Raw genomic sequence first — 25,636 nt, 5'->3', positions numbered from 1 at the left:
CTCATTGAGGTCAGCATTTTTGTTTTTTAAGCCAAGTCTCTGGCTAAAAGTTTGGGTTGGGCGCGAAATTAGGCGCGCAATGCGTTCACAATCACATCAAATGCCGACGATGAGCGCATTCGGTTAGGAAAGTAGAGGTGATAGCCCGAGAACTGTGGACACCAATCTTGCAGCACCCGTACCAAACGGCCGTCAGCAACGTACGCTGCAAAAATGTCTTCTGGTAAAAAGGCCACGCCATGACCGGCCAAACACGCCTGCAGAATCTGCTGCACGCTGTTGAAGATGAGTTGGCCTTCAACGTTAACGTTAATCTGGCGCTCGTCCTTTTCAAATTCCCACGCATACAAGCCGCCATAGGTGGGCAAGCGTAGGTTGATGCAGTTGTGCTGTAGCAGATCGTGTGGCACGACCGGCTTGGGGTGCTGACTGAAATACTCAGGCGTCGCCACCGCCGCCATGCTGAGATCTGGCCCAATGCGAATTGCAATCATGTCATTGGAGATCGCCTCACCAAACCGCACCCCCGCATCAAAGCGGCGCTCAACGATATCGGTAAAACCATAATCAACGCATAACTCCAATTTGATGTCGGGATATTGCGGCAATACATGGGCGAGTTTCGGCCACAGCAGGGTATCAATCGCATGATCACTCGACGAAATACGAATAGTGCCTGCCGGTTTATCGCGCAGTTCACTGAGCAGCGAAATCTCGGTATCAATCTCTTCAAACTTTGGCGAAATGCGGGTTAACAGCCGTTCGCCGGCTTCGGTGAGTGACACGTTGCGGGTGGTGCGGGTGAGTAGCCGAATCCCTAAACGCTTCTCTAACGCTTTCACTGTGTGGCTCAGTGCCGACTGGGTGATCCCCAAATGGGCTGCGGCTTTGGTGAAGCTACATTCTCTGGCAACGGCAATAAAAGCAATCAGTTCGTTGTAGTTTTCTCTGGCCATAATTATGAAACTCCCTCAACAATTCTGCGCATTTTATCAAACTCACTGTTAAATCGCACGCGGCGGTTGCTTTTGCCAGCGATATCTAAACCAGCTATTAACATACAAATCATAAGGTTATTAGTATTAATCAAAATTTCTCATAACTGTAAGAAGAAAATTGCGATTTATTCATTGCTTAAGATGCGCGAAAGTGTCAGCCGTCAATCGATGCATCTAATCTCAGGCAGCGCCGGAGTGCGTTTTTAAGTTGACTCCGCACTCGCTGCGCTACTGCGGCTGTGTCGATTCCTCGATTCTCAGCAAGACGTTATTCGTTTCGAATCAACGGATAAGGCCTAACAATCAAAATCTATTTTTGGAGGCTGTTATGAATAAGCTGTTAGAAGGAAAAACTGCCATTGTGACCGGTGCCAGTAAAGGTATCGGCTATGCAATTGCCAAATTATTTGCCGAAGAAGGCGCCAACGTAGTGCTTACTGCGCGTAACGAAGCCAATTTGAACAAAGCTACGGATGAAGTTAACGCGGTTGCACAAGGGGGTAAAGCCTTGGCAGTGGTAGCTGATTCAAGTGATCCCAAAGCTCCGGCCAAAGTGTTTGCCCAAGCAATTGAAGCATTCGGCCAAGTGGACATTATGGTCAATAACGCTGGCTCTGGTGACATGGTCGCCATTGAAGAAGCCACTGACGAACACTTTGCAAAAATCGTGGAACTGAACCTTGCTGGCGTATTCCGTTACTGCCGTGAAGCGGTAAACCACTTCTTACCGCGTAACGAAGGCCGCATTATCAACGTGTCATCGGTCAACGGCACTCTGCCAATCTGTGGGGTGGCATACACCTCTACCAAAGGTGCGGTAAACACCATGACCAAAAACATCGCAATTCGTTTGTCAGGTACCAAAATCCGCTGTAATGCCATTGCGCCAGGGGTAACCGATACCGAAGCTGCGGCAGCTTGGGCTGCAGGTGAGCAAGAAGGCGGTGCGGTAATGCTTGAATTCTCAGATAAATATGTCAACACCACAGTGCCAATGACCGATCCAATCGATCAAGCGAATGCGGCGCTGTTCTTGGCCAGTGATATGGGTAAAGCCGTCACTGGACAAGTCATTCAAGTGGATAACGGGGCCTTCCTGTAACCCACAATAATGTATATCGCTTGCGGCCTTCGGGTCGCAAGTTAATCACTTACCACTGAATTGTAAGCTGCGCTCGATGAACCAAGCCATGCCTTATCTCAGTAGCAACCTGTTGTTGGATTATGAACGTAATTAAAGATACTTTTTTCGATGGCGAACGTCCTTGTTTTGCTGCCCACGATACCCGTTTTGAACATGTGAAGTTTTACCCCGGCGAATCTGCGGTCAAACACTCACAAAATGTTGAAGCGTTTCAATGTGAGTTTTTGAGCAAATATGTCTTTTGGCATAATGAAAATGTGGTCGTGGATGACTGCTTATTTACTCCCTATGGACGCACGGCTCTCTGGTATACAAAAAACGTTAAAGTATTGAATACGCAGGTTGATGCACCAAAAATGTTTCGAGAATGCGACAACATTTATGTGGAAAACGTTAAGTTCAGTGATGCCCAAGAAACCGGTTGGAACTGCCGTACCATCGAGCTGCGAAATGTAGAAGCTAAAAAAGGCGACTACTTCTTTATGAATGCCCGTGATGTGGTGGTAGAAAACCTTAATCTGCAAGGTAACTACAGCTTTCAAGATTCAAAAAACGTGGTGATCCGCAATTCGCACTTGGATTCAAAAGATGCGTTTTGGGGCTCAGAAAACGTCACCGTGTATGACTCGGTCATCGATGGCGAATTTATGGGTTGGCACTCTAAAAACCTGCGATTGGTTAATTGCACCATTCGCGGTACCCAAGCCTTGTGTTACTGCAAAGATTTGGTGCTGGAAAACTGTATCATGGAAGGCACAGATTTAAGCTTTGAATACAGTACCGTTAATGCTGACATCATCAGTGATGTGATCAGCGTGAAAAACCCACAAGGTGGCCGTATTCATGCCAAATCGATTGGTGAGATTGTGATTGATGAACACTGCATCAATCCCGGTGAATGCGAAATTAGCGTCGGTTAAGCAGTAGGTAAAGGATCAACTATGCAATTTAACTTTGATGAACAGGTAGAGCGCCGCGGCAGCAACTCCTATAAATGGGACAGTGCCGACGATGCGCAGATGTTGCCTATGTGGGTCGCGGATATGGATTTTCGTACCGCGCCAGCGATCATCGAAGCGTTACATGCGCGCGTAGACCATGGCATTTTTGGTTACACCAAAGTGCCTGAGCGCTATTTCACCGCGGTAACCAATTGGTTTGCCACGCGGCACAACTTTCGCTTTAGCCCCCAATCTGTGCTGTTTACCACCGGTGTAGTGCCAGCGTTGTCGGCGATTATCCAAGCCTTGGTGAAACCGGGCGAGGGTGTAATTGTGCCTATGCCTGCGTACAACTGCTTCTTTTCATCGATTCGTAACTCACGATGTCAGCAAATCGACAGCCCGCTACTGAACGACAATGGCCATTTTAGCTTTGATTTTGCTGACATTGCCGCAAAGGCCGCCGATCCCAACAACACTCTGCTATTGCTATGCAATCCGCATAATCCGGTGGGGCGCAGTTGGCGTGAAGATGAACTGCGTCAATTAGGTGAAATCTGCTTTTCCAATAACGTGACTGTGCTGTCGGATGAAATTCATTGTGACTTGATGATGCCGGGGCAGACTCATATTCCGTTTGCCTCTCTCGGTGATGAGTTTTTGCAAAAGTCGGTCAGTTGCAGTTCGCCCAGTAAGTCGTTCAACTTAGCTGGCGTGCATGTGGCGAACATACTGGTAGAGGATGCCGAGTTTCGTAAGCGCATCGATAAACAGATCAATATTAATGAAGTCTGTGAAATCAGCCCATTTGCGGTCACGGCATTAATTGCAGCCTACGAACAAGGCGCGCCTTGGTTAGATGAGTTGCGCAGTTATTTGGCGCAGAACTTTGCCACGGTGCGCGATTTTATCGCCCATGAGTTGCCGATGATCCAAGTGACACCGCTCGAAGCCACTTACTTAGCGTGGTTAGATTGCCGAGCTCTGCCAGTTAGCAGCAAAGTGTTGGCAGATAAGCTCTATCAAGAGCAGCATTTGTGGCTCAGTGATGGCACTGTTTACGGCGCTGACGGTGATGGTTTTTTACGCATGAATCTGGCCACCAATCACGGCCGAATTGTTGAAGGCTTGCAGCGTTTAAAGGCAGCCGTAAACGATATTTGTGGTTAATGCGGCACGATTCTTCGCAGTATCGATTTGTTGCTTGTGACGTCTTCTGGGTAATGGGCGGCCGGTGATGTAGCTGCTCGATAACCACTCAGCAAATTTCAATTTTCAAAGCGTTCAATCGTTTCGATTGAGCGCTTTTTAATCGCCTTGTGTGCTCAACATCATTCCCGCTTAGTCACCTATCTTCACCGTTAATTGCAGCCAAATCGCGCAAGCGTTGCATCCTCTATAAGTTCGGTTTGTGACGGTAACGGCGACAGCAACCCGAATACGATGATTTAATACTGAAGTTAATCTAAAGAATTAGCGTTGCTAGGTTAGTTTAAGCTAATGAAAATTATGACCTTATGATGCAAATTAAATGTTTTTTTAAATTAATGTCACACATTTATTGTGAGTTGTCAGATAAGTTGCAAATCTTCTACTAAAATGTAACACACGACAGTTAACCATGCGTTTCGCAAGGATAAAATGAAACCAATTCTAAAAAAATGCGTGGCTCAAGCCGTCTCTACGGTGGTGCTCTGCGGCAGTTATCTTACGCAGAGCGCGATGGCCGAAGACAGTGCATGGAACAATCTCACCTTTTCAGGATTTGGACGGTTTGTTGTCGGTAATCTCGGCACTGATAAAGCTGAGTTTAAAGGCTACGACGACGGTGTTACGTTTAAACCTGCATCGCTGCTTGGGTTGCAGGCAAACTACCAGTTTTCAGATAAGTTAAGCGTGACCGCTCAAGGCGTATTAACTGCCTCTGAAACTCGAGACTCAGATTTAGAGTGGTTGTATTTAACATGGACTCCCGCGGATAACCTGACCATTCGTGCGGGACGCCAACGTGGTCCATTTTTCCTTTACAGTGATTCGATTGATGTAGGTTACTCCTATCCTTGGATTAACCTGCCATTCCAAATCTATAACGGCTACATCTTTCCCACCTATGATGGCATCGACGTCACTTGGGGTTACTCGACCGATACCATCGACTACACCTTACAAGGTTATGCCGGTTCCTATGGCGGTGGTGGTATCTATATATTTGGCGGCACCACCGACTATGAGTTGAAGAAGATGGGCGGCTTGATTGCCAAGGCGCGCTACGAGAATGTTGAGTTTCGCGTCTCGCGTTATCGCGGTTATCCCGATCTAAAAATTCCTCAATTATCTCAGTTACAACAGATGCTGCAGAGCGCGGGGTTAACCCGTACCGCCGATGCGCTAAAGACCAAAGGTTGGGGCGATATTACTCAGCTTGGTTTTAGTTACGATGACCTCAATTACTTTTTCCGTGCAGAGTGGATGCAGGCTCAGTCTGAAATCCAATATATGGTGCCTTGGGCATTGACGGGTTACTACGTGGGTGGGGGCGTCTACTGGGGAGACTTTACCTTCCATCTAACCTATGCCGCCAGTCAAATGCACTACAGTAATTTTGAGCAGGAGATTGTCCCAGGTATCAGTCCTGAGCTTGACCAAGTTTATTACGCGATAGAATCCATAATGGCGCAGCGTTACAAAGATAATGCTAAAAGTTGGACGGTTGGTGCCCGCTGGGATGTCGCTGATAATGTTGCGCTTAAAACGGAAGTCACTTTCCTTAATGGTAACCCAGGTGAAAACGCTTTTTACGATAATCCACAGCCGGATTTCGACCGAAATTCGACCCTGTTTTTATTCGCAATTGATTGGGTGTTTTAATGATGACAAGGACTAGCATATTGCATTCATTAAAGCTCGCCACAATGATGTTGGCGTTTGTACTGGTGAGTCCTTTCTCTGCCAGTTATGCAGACGCAAACCGAATAATTGTCGTAAGTCGAGCTGACAACGATGTGCCACAACTGTCGAAAAGCCAAGTTCGGCAGATCTTTATGGGGGGCACATTAGGCCGCAAGTTTGAACCTGTGTTTTTTGCTTCAGGCAATGAGATTAGAACCACGTTCAATAACGAAGTGATAGGACTCACGGAACATCGCGTTAAAGCGTATTGGACGCAATTACAGTTTACCGGACGGGCAATGCCGCCGATTGAGCTGAACTCGATTGATGAAGTGATCGATTATCTACTTAATAACCCTAATTCTGTGGCGTATTTACCAGGATATGTAAAGTTACCGCCTGAGTTGGCCGTTGTTTACCAAAAATAATACGTGAATAAAAAGGCAGATCGCTTGTTAGGTAAAGGTCTCAATATTCGAGCAAAGTTTTTTGCTATCTGTACGCTGTCGATCTGCATCTGCGTCGCTATGGTGCTATTGATTGCGGCCCGAGAGCATAAGCTCAGTTATTCGGAATTAGCGGAAAACTCGTTAGTCGCAACGACTGAAAACTTTGCGGACGATCTGCTATTGACCATGAGTGAATCGGAAGACAGCTTTTTTATCAGAACGCAGTTATTGAAGTTCGAGAAATTTAGCTACGTTCGCTCGGTTGTGGTGTATAGCCCCACCGGTGAAATCAAAGAAAAATATATCGCCGCATCGGTGTTCGATAATGAAGATATGTTGCAGCTTCCACACTTCGAACGTCTCTCGATAAATGAACGTATTCAACATTTTAAGAATAGTGATTCGGTGATCTGTACGCGCGCCATTGGTGAGCCCAATGCGCCGATAGGCTATGTGTCAGTCGAAAGTAATATCAGTAAACCTGTGGCTGAAAGTTTAACGCAATTAGTGGTATCAGCCTTGCCGACCAGCGTACTCATTTTAGTGTTAGCACTGCTCGCTACGTACTTTTCTTTTGAGTCACTATTAAAGCCGCTGATGGCGTTGGTGAACTTCACCAAAAAGGTATCACGGTCTAATGATTATTCGTTGCAATGTGAAGTTGAGGGCCGCGATGAAGTGGCGATGCTCGGTCACGCCATGAACGATATGATGGACACGATTAACACCGAGACTCAGCGTAACTTGCAGCAACAAGCCCAGCTTAAAGAACAAAAAGATGCCATGCATCAGTTAGCAAACTATGACCAGCTAACTGGCTTGGTGAACCGACGACAACTGATGGAGTTGTTGGATCGCCGAATCAATATCGCCAAAAACGACAGCAGTGATTTTGCGGTAATCTTTTTTGACCTCGATGACTTTAAATCGATCAACGACCATATGGGCCACGATGTTGGCGATAAGTTATTGATCGGCGTGACTGAAGCTGTGTTGGGCAATCTAAATCGTGGTGATATTTTAGGCCGCCTTGGTGGTGATGAATTTTTGCTGATTACAGCGCTTGGCACCAATGCCCAAGAGGTTCGCAGCTTAGTTGAGCGCATTTACCAAACCTTTGAAAATTCGCTGCGAATTGATCAATGGGACATCCATACTGGCTTAAGTATGGGCGTAGTATTTGCCAGTGCGGCAAACTATAACCGTGACAATATTATTTCTTATGCGGATATCGCCATGTACGAGGCGAAGCGCTTAGGTAAAGGTACCCATAAGATTTTTGAACCGAGCATGCTGGATGACAATATGCGTCGGATTCAGATTGTCGGCTTGATTCCCTTTGCCTTGGAATATGACGAATTTAGCATGGTCTATCAGCTCAAGATTGGCCGCAATGGCAGAATTCGAGGCATTGAGGGTTTGTTGCGTTGGCATAGCCCTGACTTAGGTTTTGTCTCTCCGGCGGAATTTATTCCGATTGCCGAAAGCGGCGGTAAAATCGGCGATATTACCCGTTGGGTCATTAAACGGGTGATTTCCGATTTGGCCGAGCTAAAGAAGATTTGTGGTGATGACATTTTAGTGTCGTTGAACGTCTCTTCCGAAGATTTAAAAAATCCACTTTTGGAAGAGATAATTAACGAACAACTGGACCATCACGGCCAATCAATCAAGAACTTGCAGTTCGAGATGACCGAGTCAAGCTACCTAGATGATTTAAGTTCGGCAAATGGCTTCTTTAAAAAGATCCGTGACTTGGGCGGTTCAGTTGCCTTGGACGATTTTGGTACGGGGTATTCATCGTTGAGTTGCCTTACGGAAATTGAGCTAGACACCCTGAAAATTGATCGGCAGTTTATTATCAACAGCATCAAAACCCAGAAAGACCGAGCGGTACTCAGTGCCATTTTGGCCATGGCGCGTGCCATTGGCTTGAAAACCTGTAGTGAAGGGATTGAAACCACGGAACAAGCCCATTATTTGCTAGAGCAGGGCTGTGATGAAATGCAGGGTTACTACTTTGCTAAGCCAGTGCCGCTTGATCAACTTGAGTTGGCTTGCCACCGCGCGGAAGAGTCATTTGCCAAGTTGTTTGATTCGCCTACTTCATTCGGTATCAGCAGTAATGATAGCGATGCTGCCAAACTGCTGATACCGCATAAACACTAATTGCTGCTGGATCCCAGCGCTGGTGTATTTGCCGTTTGTGGCAGTTTTGCCGCTTCAGCCCACCAATCTCGATAGCTATGCGTCAGCATCCCATCCAAAAGAATCGCTTCACCAATTAACGGTGTGACCAAAGTAAAAGGTTTACCTTCGCTGGCAACTTTTGCCCGTTGAAATGGTTCATCCCAAGGATGTTTTGCCAAGGCAAATTTGCCAATATGTTCTGGGAAGAACGCCTTGGTATTGAGCTCGGTTGCAGCTTGCACCGCTTGCTCTGGGGTCATATGAATATTGGCCCAGCGCGCATCATATTGACCTGAATCCAATGCGACAAAATCAAATTCGCCAAAACGTTGCTGTAACTCTTTAAAGTGAGGACCGTAACCGCTATCGCCACTAAAATAGAGCCGATACTTGGGTGATTCAACAATAAAGCCCGCCCATAACGTTTGTTTTCGACTGAGTGAACGACCTGAGTAGTGCCGCGCTGGTACTAAATTGACTTTCACGCCATCACCAAGGTCAAACTGGCTATTCCAGTTGCCGCTATGGATCTTACTATTCTCAAACCCCCACGCATCAAAACTAGCACCAATGCCGAGCCCAGTAATTACTTGGTCAACCTTGGGTTTTAGTGCCATTACGCTTGGGTAATCTAAGTGATCCCAATGGTCGTGTGAAATCAATAAAGCATCGATAGCGGGGAAATCGTCAGCATTGAAGATATTGGTACCCCCAAACGGACGGTTAACATAGGGTACAGGTGCAGCGTCTTCACTAAAAACAGGATCAAGCAGCAGTGTTTTACCTGCAATTTGCAAATAGAACGAGGAGTGGCCGAGCCAAATAAACAGATCTTGGTTGCGGTCGAGCTGCTTTATCGCGGTATGCACGCTAGGCAGCGGATTCTCTGGGCGCAAGCGCTGCGGTTTATCACCCATGTTTTCAAATAAGATCTGTAAAAAGCTCTTATCGGTGGTAAACAGCGGGGTGGCGATTTCGTTGGTAAATTCGCCGTTTTGGTAGTTGGCAGCATGTTTTATCGCTTCAAGGCGTTCACCCGCCGCAGCTGAACCAAATTTTGGCAGTTGCAAATAAGCAAAAACAGCCACTACCAACAGCATGATTATTGCGAGAATCCAATACAACATCTTCTTCAATGTTTACCTCGTATCGTTAAAGCCAAAAATAACCCTAGCGGCCAGAGAGTTTCATCAATGCTTCGGGATAACGTGCGCCCTGAATATCAAACTGGGTGCTGTTAAGCGTGGCGATATCGTCACTGCTGAGTTGCAGTGCCAGGGCGCCGATATTCTCTTCAAAGCGAGACAGTTTACGGGTACCAAACAGCGGCACAATCCACGGCTTTTGCGCCAACAGCCAGGCGAGGGCGACTTGCCCGGCGGTCGCGTTATAGTTCGCTGCAATCTGTTGCAGCAATCCAACCACTTTAAGATTATTTTGCAGCGCCTCTTTGCTATAGCGCGGCAAAATGCTGCGAAAATCATTGGCGGCAAATTGGGTATCTGCACTGAGTTTGCCGGTTAAAAAGCCTTTACCGAGCGGGCTAAAGGGCACTAAGCCGATGCCCAGTTGCTCCAGCGTATCGAGAATTTCGCCTTCGGGATCGCGCGTCCACAATGAGTACTCACTCTGCAGCGCTGCTACCGGTTGTACCGCGTGGGCACGACGAATTGACTCTGCGCCCGCTTCAGACAGGCCAAACCAACGCACTTTGCCTTCTTTAATCAGTTGCTGAACTACGTCGGCAACGTCTTCCATAGGCACTTCAGGGTCAACTCTATGCTGATAGTAAAGGTCGATATAGTCCGTGCCCAAACGGCGTAAACTGCCTTCTACCGATTGACGGATCTGCTCTGGCTTGCTGTTTACGCCGCCGCGATGTTCGCCAGTGGTTTGGTCAATATCCCAACCAAATTTGGTGGCGATAATCACTTTGTCTCGCATGCCTTTAAAGGCATCGCCCACCATCTCTTCATTGGTCCACGGGCCATACACTTCGGCGGTATCAAAGAAGTTCATGCCGCGTTCTACGGCCTGATGTAACAGGGTGATCATCTCGCGGCGATCGGGAATATTACGGTCTTTACCGTAGCCCATCGCACCCAACGATAAGGCCGATACTTCCAGCCCTTGTCCGAGTTTGCGCTTTTGCATCAATCTCTCCTTACTACCTGGGTATTGCCGAACGGTAAACCGCGACCGCCATTAAACAAAAACGCGCCGGTGAGCCAGTGCGTTTTTCGTTATCAAGCTACCGTCTATTGCTTAACACTCACAAGCGCTTAACCTCATGAATGCTGATACCTAAAGATTACATTTCGTAACCGGGTTTTTTCACTAAGCTGTCGAGTTGCGGTTTAATGCGCGGGTCGTACACCGACGATTTCCACTGGGTTGACGGCACCTCTTCAAATTCAACCGAAATTGCATCGTCAGTGGTACTGAGATGTTTTTTCAATACGTCCACGAGATCATTTGCAAAACTTTGTTGCTGTTCGGTGCTCAGATCACGAGTGGCGAAACTTACTTTTACATGAGGCATATGTTCACTCCTTGTGCCTGTTAAAAGATTAGTCAGCGAGGCGAATGGTCACTTCAAAGGCGCCAGATTTTTTCATCAGATCAAGGCCTGAATCCAGTGACCCCAACTTAACCAAACCACTGGCGTGGCCAAATGACTTGTGGAAAATTGCCAAGTTACCCCAAGGAGCGTAGTAGGTGATATCACCGGCTTTGGCGGCGGTGCCCGCAGGCTCACCTTTGGTAGACAAACGTTTTGGCAAATCAGCGACTTTTTCGGTCGCGGCATAGTCGGTCAGTGTCAGTGACAAAGGCAACTGGGCGACAAAATCGTTCACTGCTTCGCTATTCGCTTTTAATGTGGCAGTGATGGTTTGACCTTGAATGTCGATAGCAATTTTCACGTGGTTCTCCTGCTGAACTGCGTTTGTAGAATAAGCGTTTACGGAAATTAGCGCGCATAACATCAGCAATGCTTGGCGCCAATAACCCGTTAGCCATTTAGCTCGCATTGTTGAAACTCCCGCTGTTGATATTTTCTTGAAACAATGACGGTGATAGCCCCGATAAGCGCTAGTACGCCATAGCCACAGGCCACTTGCAGCAGACTGAAGCTTTCAGACATACGCCCTGCGATTAATGTAGGGATCGCCGCGCCGACATAGGACGTCACATAGATTACCGACAACACATTAGCGCGCTCTTTCGGTTGTAAATGTGACACCATGGTTTGAATGCTGCCGGTGAGGACCATGCCTTGTGAAGTACCGGCCAAGATACTGGTGATAAGGAACAAGGTTAAGCTGCCCCATTGCAACGCCAGCAATAAACCGCCAACGAAAACCGCAAAGCTCACCATGCCATAAAACTGCGATGTGGTGGCTCTCATCTTGCCTGCAATAGAAGCGCCGATGGTGCTGGGTGCCATAATCGAGGCAAATACCAAGGCAGCTGCTACTGCGTTTGATGAGTGCAATTGCTCATTCGCCATCGCGGGGCCAAAGGCTTGAAAGAAACCGCCCAACGCCCAAGTACTGACAAAAGTCACTGCAGCAACCGGGAAGAACTTGCGTGCTTTAACCGGTAAACCCATTTGCGGTTTTAATGAGGCTAACGCGCCCGCTGAGGGCTGCATGGTTTCTTTAGCGCGCATCACCAATGCAACGCAGATAACCAATAACACCAGCACAACGTAGAAGGGCAGTTGCCGTGGTATTGGGCCATATTCCACCAAAATACCCGAGATAATGCCGCCGATAGTTAAGCCGGTCATAGGCCCGCAACTGATCACCGCCGGTGCCACCCATTTAGGTACGGCTTGGGCGCAATCGACCACCCAAGCGGCGAGAGCGGTTGAGGCTAACCCGCAGGCTAGGCCCTGTAAAAAACGGCCAGTTAATAGCGGTAAGGCATCATGCACTTGTAAGAATGATACCGATGCCATCGCGGCCAATACCACCGCCATCAATGACACAGGGCGACGACCAAGATGATTCGACAAGCGACCAAAAATCAGCAGTGCGGTTACTGCTCCCACAAAATACACCACAGAACTGAGCGACAATTCAAAATAGCTGACGCCATCAATGCGTTGATAGGTGCCATAAAGTGGAATTGGGGTTGCTGAGGCAACAAAGGTGGCTGCAAGCGATAATGCGGCTGCCCAAAATGAGGCTTTATCTGCTTTGTTTTCCAACCTAATAGCTCCTTTAAAAATGTGCGAAACGGCGGCTCAATATTCAAAGTTGCTTATGCAAAACAACACAACTTTAGCAGCTTAAACGGCTTACCGATAACGCTGTAAGTGAATGTTGTCAGCGAACACTTGGACTGTGGCAATGGATGATAGCAACGCATTTCACGCGATGAGCTAAGGGGAAAAACGCCACAATAATGAGTCATACAAATTTGTTAGTTCAGCAGTTTAAAACAGCGAATATAACAAACAAGCTCAATAAAACACTAATAGTAATTAGAAAAACTCATCAATCGCAGTGTGATTATTTAACATACTGATTATATGGATATTATTTTTAATTTTAGCGTTGGAAAAGGCCTCGCCTACGCGCGAACGCTGTATTCAGCGGTTGTCAAAGCTCCTGCAACTGCATAAAAATAGGCATCATTCACAAAGCGATCGCAACTCTTACTATTCAGCAGTGTTTCGCTGTTGCACGCTTGTACACCCTTTCTTATCTGGTGATGTTGAATTATCGACGGCACCTCTTTATTTGGAAGCTTAAACCGATGAACAACTTTAGTTTTTTCAATAACACCAAGATTATTTTTGGTGAAGGTCAAATTGCCCAATTGGCGCAAGAAGTCCCAGCTGATGCAACCGTTATGATCGTCTACGGCGGCGGTAGTATCAAAAAGAACGGCGTATTTGAGCAAGTGACTAACGCGCTGCAAGGCATCAAATGGGTTGAGTTTGGTGGCATTGAACCAAACCCACATTACGACACGTGCATGAAAGCAGTTGAGCAAGTTAACGCCAACAATGTGGACTTTCTACTGGCCGTCGGTGGTGGTTCGGTGATCGACGCCACTAAATTTATTGCGGCTGCTGCGAAACACCAAGGCGATGCGTGGGAAATCATTCAATCATTCGGTGGCGCGGTTCAAGGCGCATTGCCAGTCGGTTGTGTACTGACACTGGCTGCTACCGGTTCAGAAATGAACCCAACCTCAGTCGTCACCCGCGCTGATACGCAAGATAAACTGTTCTTCAACTCTGATTACGTGCGTCCACGTTTCTCAATTCTTGACCCACAAACCACGTACACTTTGCCTGCACGCCAAGTGGGTAACGGTGTTGTGGATTCATTTGTGCATGTGCTTGAACAGTACGTTACATACCCGGTAAACGCTAAGGTACAAGATCGCTTTGCCGAAGGGCTGCTGTCTACCATTTTGGAAGATGGTCCTAAAGCACTGACTGAACCACAAAACTATGAAGTGCGCGCCAACCTGATGTGGGCAGCAACAATGGCACTGAACGGCCTCATCGCCACTGGTGTACCAGCTGACTGGGCGACTCACTTGATTGGTCAAGAGATCACTGGATTGTACGGCCTAGACCACGGTCAAACGCTGGCGATTGTGATGCCAGCATTATGGATCTACAAACTGGAACAGAAACGCGAAAAATTGGCGCAATATGGCCGTCGCGTATTGGGTGTGACTGATGGTGATGATTTGATTGCCGCCGAGAAAGCCATTGTGCGTACCCGTGAGTTCTTTGAAGCGATGGGCGTTAAAACCCGTTTGGCGGACTACGGCTTAGGCGCAGATATCATTCCTAAGGTTGTGGCTAAACTGGAACAACACCAGTTTGTGCAACTGGGTGAACACGGTGATATCACCCCAACAGACGCTGCAAACATTTTGGAATTAGCGCTGTAATCGCTGCTAATGCTTTTACAACCAAAGCCACTTAATCGATAAGTGGCTTTTTTATTACCGAAATTTCAATAAGTTTCAATGCTAATACGGCGATAGCTAAGATAGCTATTGAGTAACGTTGTGTATGCAACTATATTGGCAAAAAGCAAATTTTGAGAATCGAATGCAGAGTGTTGGTCAAGGGCAATCGTTAGGGCATTTAACCGGACTGGCTAGTCGGCTGTTTAACCGATTGCTGACGGCCCGCTTTAAACAAGCGGGCATCGAGCTGACCGCAGAGCAGTGGGGCATTATCCTGACCGTACACAGCCATAGCGCACCACTCTCGCATCGGCAGATTTGCGACATTCTTTACTTGGATAAATCCAGTGTTAGCCGTGCCATCAGTGTGTTGGTCAGTCGCGGTTGGTTGGCTGAATTACGCAGCGCCAGCGACAGCCGTAAAAAACTGCTACAACTCACTGCGCAGGCCAAGGCGCAGGTGGTGAATTGCCTTGAGATTGCCCAAACGGTGCTGAATGACGCGCAGCAACAACTGACATTGCAAGACACGGTGCAAACCTGTCACCAGTTGAATCAGGTGATTGATAGCTTGCGGCAACTGATCCCGCCGTTTGCCACTGACGCCAGATTGGCATCAAGCGAAGATTCAGCCAAAGCGAATAATCAAACCCCAACAACTTTAACCCCCAACAAGGAGATATCATGACAAAGCGTAATGCTCTTATTACCGGTGGTGCCCGCGGTATTGGGGTCTGAAGCCCAATGGAACGAAAACGTACGCTAAGCAAAATCATCTTGATCTGACGGTTGTTTAAGTGGCCTTAACTCGCCATTTAACACCTGTTCAGCCAATGTAAATGAGTAATGCCCCAACATATTTACATGCTTATGACTGAGTGGTGATAGCCTTGCAATGTCTTCATCTTTTAGCGTTTCACCTTGCCGTTCTACGTGCTCTAACGCAGCCTGCATATAGATGGTATTCCACAGTACAACGGCATTAGTGACTAAACCAAGCGAACCCAATTGATCCTCTTGCCCTTCTCGGTAACGTTTGCGGATTTCTCCGCGTTGACCATGGCAAATCGCTCTGGCAACGGCATGACGACTTTCGCCTCGGTTTAGTTGGGTTAGAATTCGGCGTCGATAGTCTTCGTCATCGATGTAATTCAGTAAATATAATGTCTTATTGACACGGCCTGCTTCGATAATGGCTTGGGCCAGACTTGATGGACGGTCACTTTTGAGTAATGACAGAATCAGTTCTGATGCCTGCACTTTCCCCAGTTTAAGAGAGCCTGCAATACGCATCATGTCATCCCAATGAAGCTCTATTTTTTGAGGATTTACGCAGCTTCGTGCTAACTCATCGAGTACGCCGTAATCCGCTTCTTTATCTACGCGCCAAAATACCGATTCACCCGCATCGGCTAAGCGTGGCGAAAATTGATACCCCAACAACCAGAATAAGCCAAATACCATATCACTGGCTCCGGCAGTATCAGTCATAATTTCAGTGGGATTTAATCCGGTTTGCTGTTCCAGTAATCCTTCCAGTACGAATATGGAGTCTCGTAGTGTTCCTGGTATAACGATTCCGTGAAATCCAGAAAACTGATCGGAGACGAAGTTATACCATGTGATACCACGGCTGGAGCCAAAGTATTTTCGGTTCGCTCCTGAATTGACGGTTCTTACTGGTGTGATAAATCGCATCCCGTCAGCAGAGGCAACTTCACCACCGCCCCAATGCTTAGCTAACGCCAGAGTAGACTGAAAATCGACGAGTTTCGCGTTGGCTTTTACTAACGTTTCAGCTCGTAAATAGTTTTGTTTAACCCAACTGAGTCGGTGTCTGGTCAAGGCAGGGATATGAGATTTTATCAGTGGCTCTAAGCCGATATTGCAAGCTTCGGACAGTAACACGGCACAGATACTTACCGTTAAATCATTAGCACGAGCGTTGGATTCGCTAATATGGGTAAACTCATCAGCAAAGCCAGTATGAGCATTGATCTCAAGTAGCAGTTCTGTGAGGTCTACGGCAGGAAGTAACGCCTCAACTTGTTTGGATAATCCTTGTAAACTCGGAGGGTTATCCAGTCTATCAATGTTTGAGATGGTCAGTGTCGGTCGTTTCCCCGAGATATCAATATCCACTGAATCATTATCGTCAAAATTTGCGGCAACCTGGTGGTAGGTTGTATCTAATTGCCTGACTAACGCATCGATGGCTTCTTGCGCATTTAGCGGATGTCCCAGTGAGCGACAGACCTGAATTCGATTTGATTGCCACTCTTGGCCCTGCAACAGTTTTGCTCTCGGATCACCCCAGCGATCACTGTTTTCGACATAGATATCTCGACGGCGCAAACTGTCCTGTAATTTATCCAAAAAGCACAGTGTGTAACCTCGTTTAGTCACCCGACCATCTTTATCTAATACCAGTCGTTTCCAGGGATTAGATATGATCCCCATTGGCGCGTCATCAAGAATTTGCTTTTTTGAATCGAGTAGTTGCGCTAAGTACCGGTGAACTACAAGCGTATTTTCTCCCGCTGGAGCGGCGGAAAATTCGATATCATGGAGTAGTTTTGGCAGAAAACGCCTAACTCGCCCGTACTGTTCAACCATCTCTTCATGGAAATTATCATCATAAGGTCGGGCTAGCTCGTGTACGGTAGAAATAGATAGCGCCAGTTTTTCCCGTGAAAACTTAGCAAAGATTGACGGACGTAGAGACTCATCATCTAAGGTGTCATCTAGCAACAGTGCACAAGCTTTTGCTAACGCCAGCGCGGATTTATCCAAATCTTTAAGTGTACGCAGACGCTTTTTCTGTCCTAATTTCTTCGCTTGGCCAGCGATGTGGGTAATCAAAAGATCCAGTACATCCAAAGCTTCATCTAATGCAATAACTTCATAGGCTTTGACAAACGCCACTAATATCGCGGTACGTTTAATCTCCGGCATACGGGCTATTTTGTACGCAGTGACCATTCCCGCATGACGGGCAACATGCTTAAATCGTACGGGAGGAATACCGGTAAAATCCAGTTCATTCATCCCATAGGTTTTGAGTTCTTTGTAGCGTTCAATGGTATCATTAAATGCTGGGCCACTGATATTGACAGGGCCCTTACGAAATCGGTCAAAGTACGATGTTCTGGCTGTTTCTGGAATTTGTAGTAACGAATCCAGCTTAATTTTCTGTTCTGTACTCGGGATACTGGATAGTCGCTGCCATAATCGGTTTTCAGCTCGCTCTCTGATTTGCGAAATCAAACGCGTTAGCGTTGATGCGCCTGGCAAAAGAACTTTATGTTGGATAAGCCATCCTGTGGCCAAGTCAAACAGTAAACTCGGGCGTTCATTACTGATCCAGCTTCGACTATAGAGAAGGCGAGATAGCCGGAAAGACCATGGCCAGGCAAACTCACGATAACCATATTGATTGCGGATCAGAGCAGAATGCTCGCGGCGTGTGGTTTCGCGCTGAGAATAACCCGACAAAATATCGATATCGGTTATATTAAGTAGCCTTGCGACAAACCATTGCGTATTCGTTGGAACTTGACTTAAATCAGTTAAGAAAGTACCTAGGAAGCGAACACAACCTAACTGCAGGGCAACACCAAAGCGGTTGTGATCACCCCGACGTAGAGCGATAAACGCCAAGTCGGCTTCATCTAAATGGAAGTAACGAGAAAGCTGGACATCGTTAGGCTCTACGCTGAATCGCCCGTAGCTGTTTTTTTGTTCATGGGTTAGAAATTCAACAGGCATATCAGTTTTCCTTATTTGGCTTTGAATCCTTCCATCAACCTGAAAACCCCAATTAAATAGCCAAGACTATTTTGGGGATTGGCACTTGAATAGATCAACTAAAGATATTGACAACCTACTCACTCAAACACTGAGGCAGTTGAATATTTCTTGCTAGGAATAGCTGACATTAAAGTTTCGATGTTTCTATCCATCTTTGTTCATAAATATCTCATAGAATTTAGTCTGAACTAATGTAATTAAATTTTTGAAAAATCTTTAGCATTGTTTGAGGATCTGTCACTTGCATATCCACAAGATCTAAAGATTTAACCATTTCAATTGTAGAAGTTTTGTAGTGTTTGAAATGTGGCGATGCAATATGTGATTCATAAGCCGCCTGATTTCTATATATTTCGACAATTCGAATACTTGAAGCCGAATCTGAACGATACATTGGGAAAATACTTATAACACCAGGCTCTAATTCTACCGACTTCTGAGCCTCTTCATTGAGAATTGCCAGATATTTATCAAGTGATTCAGGTCTAATCTCTATCGCAGAGATCCTAACTAGCATGTCGTTATCAATCTCCTTTAACTCTGGCTGGCCAAGTATTTTACGTACCTGATTAGCATGTGACCTATTGATAGACACGTCTAAAATATCTGCTAGCTGCAATAACTCTCCATCTGTAATACCAGTGTTTTTACCAATACCAATATGAGCCTTCAGCTGCGACTCAACACCATTCATTGACGCAAGTGCGGTGATAGTTATCAACTCTCTTTCTCTATAAGAGAGTAATTTGTTGTCAAAAATATCTGCAAAGAGATGCTCTTTTAGAAAGCGGTCAATTTCAGGGCTGAAATCGCCAAATCCCGGAGAGGGTTTGGATTGCGATACTCCCGTTAACGTTTCAAGGGTAGTTCGACCTTTCTCATATCGATCTTCTGCAATCACAGGTTTATAAGACTGCCCAAGTTTGTCTTGTATTCCCTGTTTTGTACGACTATCAATAACTGACATTAATGTGTTAATGCCGTTTAAACTGCGGGGAAATCCACAATACGCATATAGTTGCTCTAAAAGTGCTTTTATTTGGTTGATGGTCAGTCCATTGTCAAGCCCTTTGCGTACAGCAATATCCAGCCCATTTAAATTTCCGCTGGCAGTATTAGCAGAAATGTGTATTAGTGCTCGTTCCCTCAAGCTTAGTTGGGTACTTTGCTTCTCAGTTATTACATTGGACTGTGAAAATGCAACTGAAGCCCCCCAAGAAAAGCAACCTAGAGCATAAACAGATAAACCCAAAAACCAATTTTTAAACTTCATTTATAACTCCAATTTAGTTTCAACGTTACGGTCTAACAATGTAACACTAGCGTAAACAAACTCTGTTAGTTCCATGTCCGTTTTCATCTTTGTTGTTCTCTTAGCTTAATAAAATACAATATGTTTTTTGGTGCACCATGAAAAACTATTAGAGTTGACTGTCTACTGCTATTGAGACCAATGAAAATAGCTGGTGATTATTGTTCTGATTATTGAAGAGGCAAACCTTCAACTATGTAAGTTCGTGAATTACCAGAACGATGACGTATAGGAATTAGTTGCTGATATTCTGGTGAGTTATACCAGTCTTGAGCATTTTTCAGACTATCAAATTTAATAATGACTAACTTTCCCTGTGCTCCAAAACCTTCTTTTACATCAGGTTCTCCACCACGCACGATAAAGGTGCCACCAAAAGGTTTGAACGTCGATTCGACCTGTTCACTGTATGGTTTCATTGTTTCGCGGTCTGTGGGTTGAAATTCGGCAACATAATAGGCCGGCGTAACTGCTTGTGCGGATGAAGCAACGGACACTCCGATCAAACAAGCTAAAATTAATTTATTAATCATATGTATCCTTTATCCTTTACATGATTATGAAAAATAGGTGAAAACTGACGGCGATTCCGCATTGCTCAGCGTGTCCAGACTTGAATGTTATCCTTGGTTTTAGGTGTGTTCTGCAACATGATCCCTGAGAGAGAATGTGGTTGATAACACTCTTCCAGATAACGAATATCTGTTTCACCTAGTGTTAAGTTCACGGCATTTGTAGCGCCGTCAATATGATGTTTTTGGGTCGCGCCCACTACGGGTGACGCTACTTTTGTTAGCAACCATGCTAAGGAGATTTCGGTCATGGAGACCTGATGACGATTTGCAAGATTGGCTACCCGCTCAATAATGATGTGGTCCTGCTCAGCGGTCTTATCGTATTTGCCTTTTGCATAAGCATCTTCAACTGCTCGTTTAGTATGCACATCACTAGGTCGAGCAAGCCGTCCGCTTGCTAATGCACTGTATGGCGTCATCGCAATATCATCAGCTGCGCATAAACCAAAGAGTTCCCGTTCATCTTCGCGCATGATTAAGTTATAGTGACTCTGAACCGAAACAAATTGAGTTAAACCTTCACGTTCAGCGAGGGCGTTTGCTTTTGCTAATTGCCATGCATAGCAATTTGAAATACCTATTTCACGAATTTTTCCTGCTTGTTTGGCATGATGTAGAGCTTCGAGAACGTCAATGATAGGCGTGTTGTAGTCCCAAATGTGGTAGATATAGAGATCGATATAATCCATGCCCAGATTACGCAGGCTCAGCTCAAGTGACGTATCAATGGCTTGCTTTCCGCTGATTCCATTGGAGATTTGTTCTTGTGTACGAGGAAGAAACTTGGTCGCAACTACTACTTCATCACGCTTGGCCATTTTGCGTAACGCTCGACCAACATAGCGTTCACTAGAACCATTCTGATAGGCAATAGCGGTATCGTAGAAATTTATCCCACTTTCAAGGCCGTAACGAATAATATCGCGGCTCTCCGCTTCATTTAATGTCCAGCTATGCTGCCCCGTCGTTGGATCACCAAACCCCATACATCCCATACAAATACGGGAAATAGTTAAATCTGTATTGCCAAGCTTGGTATATTTCATCGTAGGATCCTAGTCAATCACCGCGCGTTTTCTAATCATTGTGACTCGCGGATTGTTGCTTGGGTGATTAAAAACCAATTGATAACGACTCATCTTTCCATTCAAGCAAATGAGTGGAAAGTGTTTCTATTTTCTTATTGGCGGCTTGGTAGACATCTTCTCCCATAAATAAATGCAATGGTGGTTCTTTTAACTCACTCATTCGAATAAGCAGCGCAGCGGCTTTTTCTGGGTCGCCAATTTGTTGTCCATTCATCTCTTTTTTGGCCATTGATTCCCCTTGACGAACAGAGGCATACTCTTGAATAGGATGTTTCGGTGACATAATGGAGTTTTGAGAAAGAAAATTAGTCCGCATGTGGCCTGGATACACCAAGGTAACATTCACGCCAAACTCGCTGACTTCAGCGGCAAGTGCTTCGGTTAGCCCTGCGACCGCAAATTTAGATGCACAATAAACACCCCAACCGGGTATCTCCCCCTGTATCCCCGCCATAGAAGAAATATTCATAATATGGCCTTTTCTATTCACTCGAAAATAAGGCATAACAGAGCGAATAATGTTGAGCATACCAAAGACATTGACATCAAAACTTCTACGAGCTTCTTCATCACTAAGCTCTTCTAAGGTGCCAATCTGACCGAATCCCGCGTTATTTATAACGACATCAAGTCCATCAAAATAAGCGATGGTTTCGTCTACAGCTTTGCTAACACTTGCTTCATCAACTAGATCAACAGTAAGTGGTAAAAATTGTTTAGAAGCCATACCTATTTCGTTCTCTAAAGTGGCTTTACTGCGCGTTGTGGCTGCGACGTTATGCCCAGCATCTAATAATTTCTTGACTAATATCAGTCCCAGCCCTTGAGAAGCTCCAGTAATCAGCCATGTCTTTCTAGGTTTCATAAAAAATACTCCTCTGAATTTAAAACGTTGTTTAAAAATTTCTGTGCTAGCCGCTTTAATGCAGTGTTCATGAATTCGTGTAATTTCTCTTCGGAAGGATTCATTGCTTCATAAAAGGCAATAGGATGCACATAGGTCATACCGACGTACAATGCGCAGGACTTCATCGGAGTCAAGACCTCTTCAATCGAACTATTAATAAGTCCACCTTTTGAGTAAGTAATTTCCGTAGCACCCGCAGTGGTGATAACCAGCGTTTTTTGCCATTTAGCGAATTACCTACCGAGCCAAATGCGCAGCCATAAGTTCAAACCTCATTTAAATAAGCTTTAAGCATAGGTGTTAAATTGAACCAATGAATTGGAAACGAGAAGACGATGCGGTTTGCAGCATTAGCAGCGACATCGAACATTGATATGAGATTTTTGGCATACTTTTATTCTCACTTTTACACTGTTCAAGTCGGGTGGTATTACCAAGGAGCTAATTCATCTGTTGCAAAGTCTTCGTAAAACTTACCACTTGGACCTTGTTCATCAATAAGCGCTAACGCAATTGCCGTTTTGGCACCTTCAGCGATAGGTCGTCCACCGACAGCACCAGGAACCAACTCGGTATCAGTAAAATTAGGATTTGCAGCGTTAACTTTGATTGCCGTATCTTTTAGCTCCCATGCCAACTGAATCGTCAACATATTCACTGCAGCTTTGGAAGCGTTGTATCCGATGAGCTTAGTCTCAGCAAATTCCCAAGTAGGATCTTCATTCAATGCCATTGAACCTAATCCACTGGAAATATTCACAATCCGACCTGCGTTAGACTGTTTTAGTAACGGTAGCATTGCTTGTGTCACCGCCAATGTACCGTAAAAATTAGTCTCAAAAGTCCGTTTGACTGTTTCGATGCTCGTGACACTCGGTGCACCATCTTCAGCGTCGATAATGCCGGCGTTATTCACCAAAATATCCAAACTTCCTGATTGCAACGATATGTGTGAAGCTGCTTGGGCAATTGAAGAGTAATCATGTAGATCGACTTTAACAAAACGAGCATCAATACCTTTTTCCTGAAGCTTGGCGACGGCAGTAGCACCACGTTCTTCGCTTCGAGCACCTACATAAACGATGATGCCAGCCAACCCTAGTTGAGTGGCGATTTCAAAACCAATACCTTTGTTAGCGCCGGTGATCAGAGCAATTTTATGTGTCACTGTCATTTCGCTACCTCTGTTCAAGTAAATTATGCAGCAAGTCTTGCAAGTAATGCCGACTGCATTTCTTCAAGCTTTTCTGGTGAAGCCCCCATAGCATCAAAAAACGCTAATGGTTGGCTGTAATTCATGCCGACATACAGTGCGCTCGCTTTCATAGGTGTTAGCACTGCGTCAATAGAGCTTTCGATGAGCCCCTCTGCTGAATATGTAAACTGTGAAGCTCCGGCTGTTGTGACCACCAACATTTCTTTGCCACTGAGTGCCTTGCCTTCCGGGCCGAATGCCCAACCGTAAGTCCAAACCTCGTTGAGATAGGCTTTCAACATAGGCGTTAAGTTGAACCAATGCACAGGGAACATAAATACAATGCGGTCTACTTCATCAGCGGCAGATTGCTCAGCAGCAATATCAAACTTACTTAGGTCATTGCCATACAATGACTCCAAATGCCGAACCGTCACATCGGGTACTGTTGCGGCAATCTGGCTCAATTTGCTGATAGCGACTGATTTTTCTGGATATGGATGTGAAACAATAACTAATGTCTTCATTCTGGTAACTCCAACTTGCTGTGATTACTGTAGTTCGGGGATCACACCTTCAACCAACCAGATGTTGCTTGAAGATGCTGATTGCCGATAGTTGATGATTTCTTGATAAGCAGGTGACTCATGCCATGCATGAGCCTGTTCAACACTGTCGAATTGCAACATGACAATCATGCCTTTAGGTACAGAGCCCTCAAGTGTTTCTAGCTTGCCAGCGAGAACGAGGCGTTTACCACCAAAGGCTTTATATGTTGCCTCAACACGCTCTTGATAAGGTTTCATACCATCAGGGTCGTTGACGCTAATATCGATAATCACATACGCAGGATTTGTTGCTTGATGCATAATAAATTCCTCTCTTTTAGGCTTGCCTATAAGCTCGCCATTAAAATTTTTCTCGCGACAACAGGAGTGATTTCTTGTTGTTCACCAAGAGCTGTCATTCGATGTTTTTCGAGATTTGCCACGACATCTTCAATTGCCGAAGTACCGAGCCCGTATGCCGAAAGTGACGTCTTAACCCCTAGACTTTCAAAGAATGCTTTGGTCTTGCTGATCGCCAAGTCGATTCGTTGCTCGTCATGACCCGTGGTAATGCCCCAGACTCGTTCGCCGTATTGCAGCAATTTCGCTTTTTTCTGCTCACGTCTAGCGTTTAGCAGCGACGGCAGGATCACCGCGAGAGTTCTCGCATGGTCTATTTCGTAAAGCGCAGTTAATTCATGCCCAATAAAATGTGTGGCCCAATCATGGGGGACTCCAGAACCAATCAGGCCATTGAGTGCCAATGTTGCCGACATCATCAAATTGGCGCGACTATCGAAGTCCGCGGGTTCAAACACTACCTTAGGACCAATTTCAACTAGCGTTTGCAATATCCCTTCGGCAAAACGATCTTGAACACTTGCCCCTACCGGATAAGTCAGATATTGCTCAATGACATGCACAAACGCATCTACTACGCCATTGGCAAGCTGGCGAGCCGGTAAGGTATAGGTCTTTGTGGGATCAAGAATGGCAAACTGAGGAAATACATGCGGTGTAGCAAGTAGAGCCTTCGTTTTAGATTCGGCTTTAGTAATAACCGCCGCGTTATTCATTTCCGAGCCGGTTGCTGGTAGCGTTAATACGACGCCGAGTGGCAATGCTTCAACAACATTACTGCCCCAAGCTTCTAAAATGTTCCAGCTATCGCCTTCGAATTTAGCAGCCGCCGCGACAAATTTACTGCCATCAATAACGGAACCGCCGCCAACGGCTAATAGATAGTCAATGTACTCTTGGCGAACAAGTTCAACGGCTTTGGACAAAGTTTCATAAGTGGGATTAGGCTCAACACCAGCAAACTCAAATACCACTCGGTCACCAAGGGCATGACGAACTTCGGCAAGAGTACCTGTTCTTTCGGCGCTACTACCGCCGTATAGAACCAGTATTCTGGCAGTGGATGGTAGTAGGTCGTCCAGACTATTTACTGAGTCCTTACCAAACACTAATCGTGTTGGGTTGTAAAATTCAAAGCTAAACATGCTAACTCCCACAAAGATTCACTTTGCCATTGACCTGTCCAGTTTTTAAACGAAGACCGGATGACGACATTTCGATGTGGTGTAGTATGCAGGTGTTTATTGAGAAGATTAACTGGGGTAATGGTTGAACATTTTATAA

The 25,636-nt window shown here is 45.8% G+C and carries 25 protein-coding genes; 8 read left to right on the top strand and 17 right to left on the bottom strand.

Features of this window, described 5'->3' with window-relative positions:
• Window positions 1–68: 68 nt before the first annotated feature.
• Window positions 69–956 carry a LysR family transcriptional regulator gene (locus JYB87_RS10035; protein WP_207353371.1) on the bottom strand — a complete coding sequence of 296 codons (888 nt, stop codon included), beginning with the start codon at window positions 954–956 and terminating at the stop codon, window positions 69–71.
• A gap of 370 nt (window positions 957–1,326) precedes the next feature.
• Between JYB87_RS10035 and JYB87_RS10030 the strand changes: the two genes are divergently transcribed.
• The 6 genes from JYB87_RS10030 (at window position 1,327) to JYB87_RS10005 (ending at window position 8,590) form a co-directional block, all read left to right on the top strand.
• A complete protein-coding gene (locus tag JYB87_RS10030; protein WP_207353370.1) occupies window positions 1,327–2,100 on the top strand; it encodes an SDR family NAD(P)-dependent oxidoreductase in 774 nt (257 codons plus the stop codon).
• Between the two features lie 122 nt (window positions 2,101–2,222).
• Window positions 2,223–3,062 (top strand): DUF3737 family protein, encoded by an 840-nt coding sequence (locus JYB87_RS10025; protein WP_207353369.1) that lies wholly within the window; start codon window positions 2,223–2,225, stop codon window positions 3,060–3,062.
• Window positions 3,063–3,083: 21 nt separating this feature from the next.
• Window positions 3,084–4,253, top strand: a complete 1,170-nt coding sequence (locus JYB87_RS10020; RefSeq protein ID WP_207353368.1) for a MalY/PatB family protein — start codon at window positions 3,084–3,086, stop codon at window positions 4,251–4,253.
• Between the two features lie 471 nt (window positions 4,254–4,724).
• Entirely contained in the window at window positions 4,725–5,951 is a 1,227-nt protein-coding gene (locus JYB87_RS10015) for a hypothetical protein (protein ID WP_207353367.1), read from the top strand.
• Between the two features lie 20 nt (window positions 5,952–5,971).
• Entirely contained in the window at window positions 5,972–6,400 is a 429-nt protein-coding gene (locus tag JYB87_RS10010) for a hypothetical protein (RefSeq protein WP_207353366.1), read from the top strand.
• 24 nt (window positions 6,401–6,424) lie between these two features.
• Window positions 6,425–8,590 (top strand): bifunctional diguanylate cyclase/phosphodiesterase, encoded by a 2,166-nt coding sequence (locus tag JYB87_RS10005; RefSeq protein WP_207353365.1) that lies wholly within the window; start codon window positions 6,425–6,427, stop codon window positions 8,588–8,590.
• Here the strand turns inward: JYB87_RS10005 and JYB87_RS10000 are convergent.
• The 5 genes from JYB87_RS10000 to JYB87_RS09980 all read right to left on the bottom strand — a co-directional run bounded on the left by JYB87_RS10000 (window position 8,587) and on the right by JYB87_RS09980 (window position 12,827).
• Window positions 8,587–9,738, bottom strand: a complete 1,152-nt coding sequence (locus JYB87_RS10000) for an MBL fold metallo-hydrolase (protein WP_207353364.1) — start codon at window positions 9,736–9,738, stop codon at window positions 8,587–8,589. The two genes, JYB87_RS10005 and JYB87_RS10000, sit on opposite strands and share 4 nt — an antisense overlap.
• 43 nt (window positions 9,739–9,781) lie before the next feature.
• The gene (locus JYB87_RS09995; RefSeq protein WP_207353363.1) at window positions 9,782–10,765 is read right to left on the bottom strand and encodes an aldo/keto reductase; all 984 of its coding nucleotides are present in this window, start codon (window positions 10,763–10,765) and stop codon (window positions 9,782–9,784) included.
• Between the two features lie 157 nt (window positions 10,766–10,922).
• Window positions 10,923–11,153, bottom strand: a complete 231-nt coding sequence (pptA, locus tag JYB87_RS09990; RefSeq protein WP_207353362.1) for a tautomerase PptA — start codon at window positions 11,151–11,153, stop codon at window positions 10,923–10,925.
• 28 nt (window positions 11,154–11,181) lie between these two features.
• Entirely contained in the window at window positions 11,182–11,535 is a 354-nt protein-coding gene (locus JYB87_RS09985) for a cyclophilin-like fold protein (RefSeq protein WP_228729833.1), read from the bottom strand.
• 89 nt (window positions 11,536–11,624) lie between these two features.
• Entirely contained in the window at window positions 11,625–12,827 is a 1,203-nt protein-coding gene (locus tag JYB87_RS09980; protein WP_207353361.1) for an MFS transporter, read from the bottom strand.
• Window positions 12,828–13,378: 551 nt separating this feature from the next.
• Here JYB87_RS09980 and JYB87_RS09975 point away from each other — a divergent pair.
• Window positions 13,379–14,536 (top strand): iron-containing alcohol dehydrogenase, encoded by a 1,158-nt coding sequence (locus JYB87_RS09975; RefSeq protein WP_207353360.1) that lies wholly within the window; start codon window positions 13,379–13,381, stop codon window positions 14,534–14,536.
• A 163-nt stretch (window positions 14,537–14,699) separates the two neighbouring features.
• Entirely contained in the window at window positions 14,700–15,245 is a 546-nt protein-coding gene (locus tag JYB87_RS09970; protein ID WP_207353359.1) for a MarR family winged helix-turn-helix transcriptional regulator, read from the top strand.
• 74 nt (window positions 15,246–15,319) lie between these two features.
• Here JYB87_RS09970 and JYB87_RS09965 read toward each other — a convergent pair whose 3' ends face one another.
• The 11 genes from JYB87_RS09965 to JYB87_RS09915 form a co-directional block, all read right to left on the bottom strand.
• Window positions 15,320–18,325 (bottom strand): Tn3 family transposase, encoded by a 3,006-nt coding sequence (locus JYB87_RS09965; protein WP_207353358.1) that lies wholly within the window; start codon window positions 18,323–18,325, stop codon window positions 15,320–15,322.
• Window positions 18,326–18,545: 220 nt separating this feature from the next.
• Window positions 18,546–19,640, bottom strand: a complete 1,095-nt coding sequence (locus JYB87_RS09960; protein WP_207353357.1) for a carboxymuconolactone decarboxylase family protein — start codon at window positions 19,638–19,640, stop codon at window positions 18,546–18,548.
• Between the two features lie 209 nt (window positions 19,641–19,849).
• Window positions 19,850–20,212, bottom strand: coding sequence for a DUF1330 domain-containing protein (locus tag JYB87_RS09955; protein ID WP_207353356.1), 363 nt, complete (start codon window positions 20,210–20,212; stop codon window positions 19,850–19,852).
• Window positions 20,213–20,277: 65 nt separating this feature from the next.
• Window positions 20,278–21,300, bottom strand: coding sequence for an aldo/keto reductase (locus JYB87_RS09950; RefSeq protein ID WP_207353355.1), 1,023 nt, complete (start codon window positions 21,298–21,300; stop codon window positions 20,278–20,280).
• Window positions 21,301–21,367: 67 nt separating this feature from the next.
• Window positions 21,368–22,207, bottom strand: coding sequence for an SDR family oxidoreductase (locus JYB87_RS09945; RefSeq protein WP_207353354.1), 840 nt, complete (start codon window positions 22,205–22,207; stop codon window positions 21,368–21,370).
• Window positions 22,204–22,455, bottom strand: a complete 252-nt coding sequence (locus tag JYB87_RS18905) for an NAD(P)H-dependent oxidoreductase (protein ID WP_407695846.1) — start codon at window positions 22,453–22,455, stop codon at window positions 22,204–22,206. Before JYB87_RS18905 ends, JYB87_RS09945 begins: the two co-directional genes overlap by 4 nt.
• 59 nt (window positions 22,456–22,514) lie before the next feature.
• Window positions 22,515–22,619, bottom strand: coding sequence for an NAD(P)H-dependent oxidoreductase (locus JYB87_RS18900; RefSeq protein ID WP_207353353.1), 105 nt, complete (start codon window positions 22,617–22,619; stop codon window positions 22,515–22,517).
• A gap of 60 nt (window positions 22,620–22,679) precedes the next feature.
• On the bottom strand, window positions 22,680–23,423 hold the full coding sequence (locus tag JYB87_RS09930) for an SDR family oxidoreductase (protein ID WP_207353352.1): 744 nt from the start codon (window positions 23,421–23,423) through the stop codon (window positions 22,680–22,682).
• 23 nt (window positions 23,424–23,446) lie between these two features.
• Window positions 23,447–23,971 (bottom strand): NAD(P)H-dependent oxidoreductase, encoded by a 525-nt coding sequence (locus tag JYB87_RS09925; protein WP_207353351.1) that lies wholly within the window; start codon window positions 23,969–23,971, stop codon window positions 23,447–23,449.
• A gap of 24 nt (window positions 23,972–23,995) precedes the next feature.
• Complete coding sequence (locus tag JYB87_RS09920) at window positions 23,996–24,313, bottom strand: DUF1330 domain-containing protein (protein WP_207353350.1); 318 nt, start codon at window positions 24,311–24,313, stop codon at window positions 23,996–23,998.
• A 26-nt stretch (window positions 24,314–24,339) separates the two neighbouring features.
• Window positions 24,340–25,497 (bottom strand): iron-containing alcohol dehydrogenase, encoded by a 1,158-nt coding sequence (locus JYB87_RS09915; RefSeq protein ID WP_207353349.1) that lies wholly within the window; start codon window positions 25,495–25,497, stop codon window positions 24,340–24,342.
• Window positions 25,498–25,636 lie beyond the last annotated feature (139 nt).

Origin of the sequence: Shewanella avicenniae (genome assembly GCF_017354945.1) — a bacterium.
In the GTDB taxonomy this organism is placed as follows: domain Bacteria; phylum Pseudomonadota; class Gammaproteobacteria; order Enterobacterales; family Shewanellaceae; genus Shewanella; species Shewanella avicenniae.
This window is presented reverse-complemented; position numbering and strand designations above follow the sequence as displayed.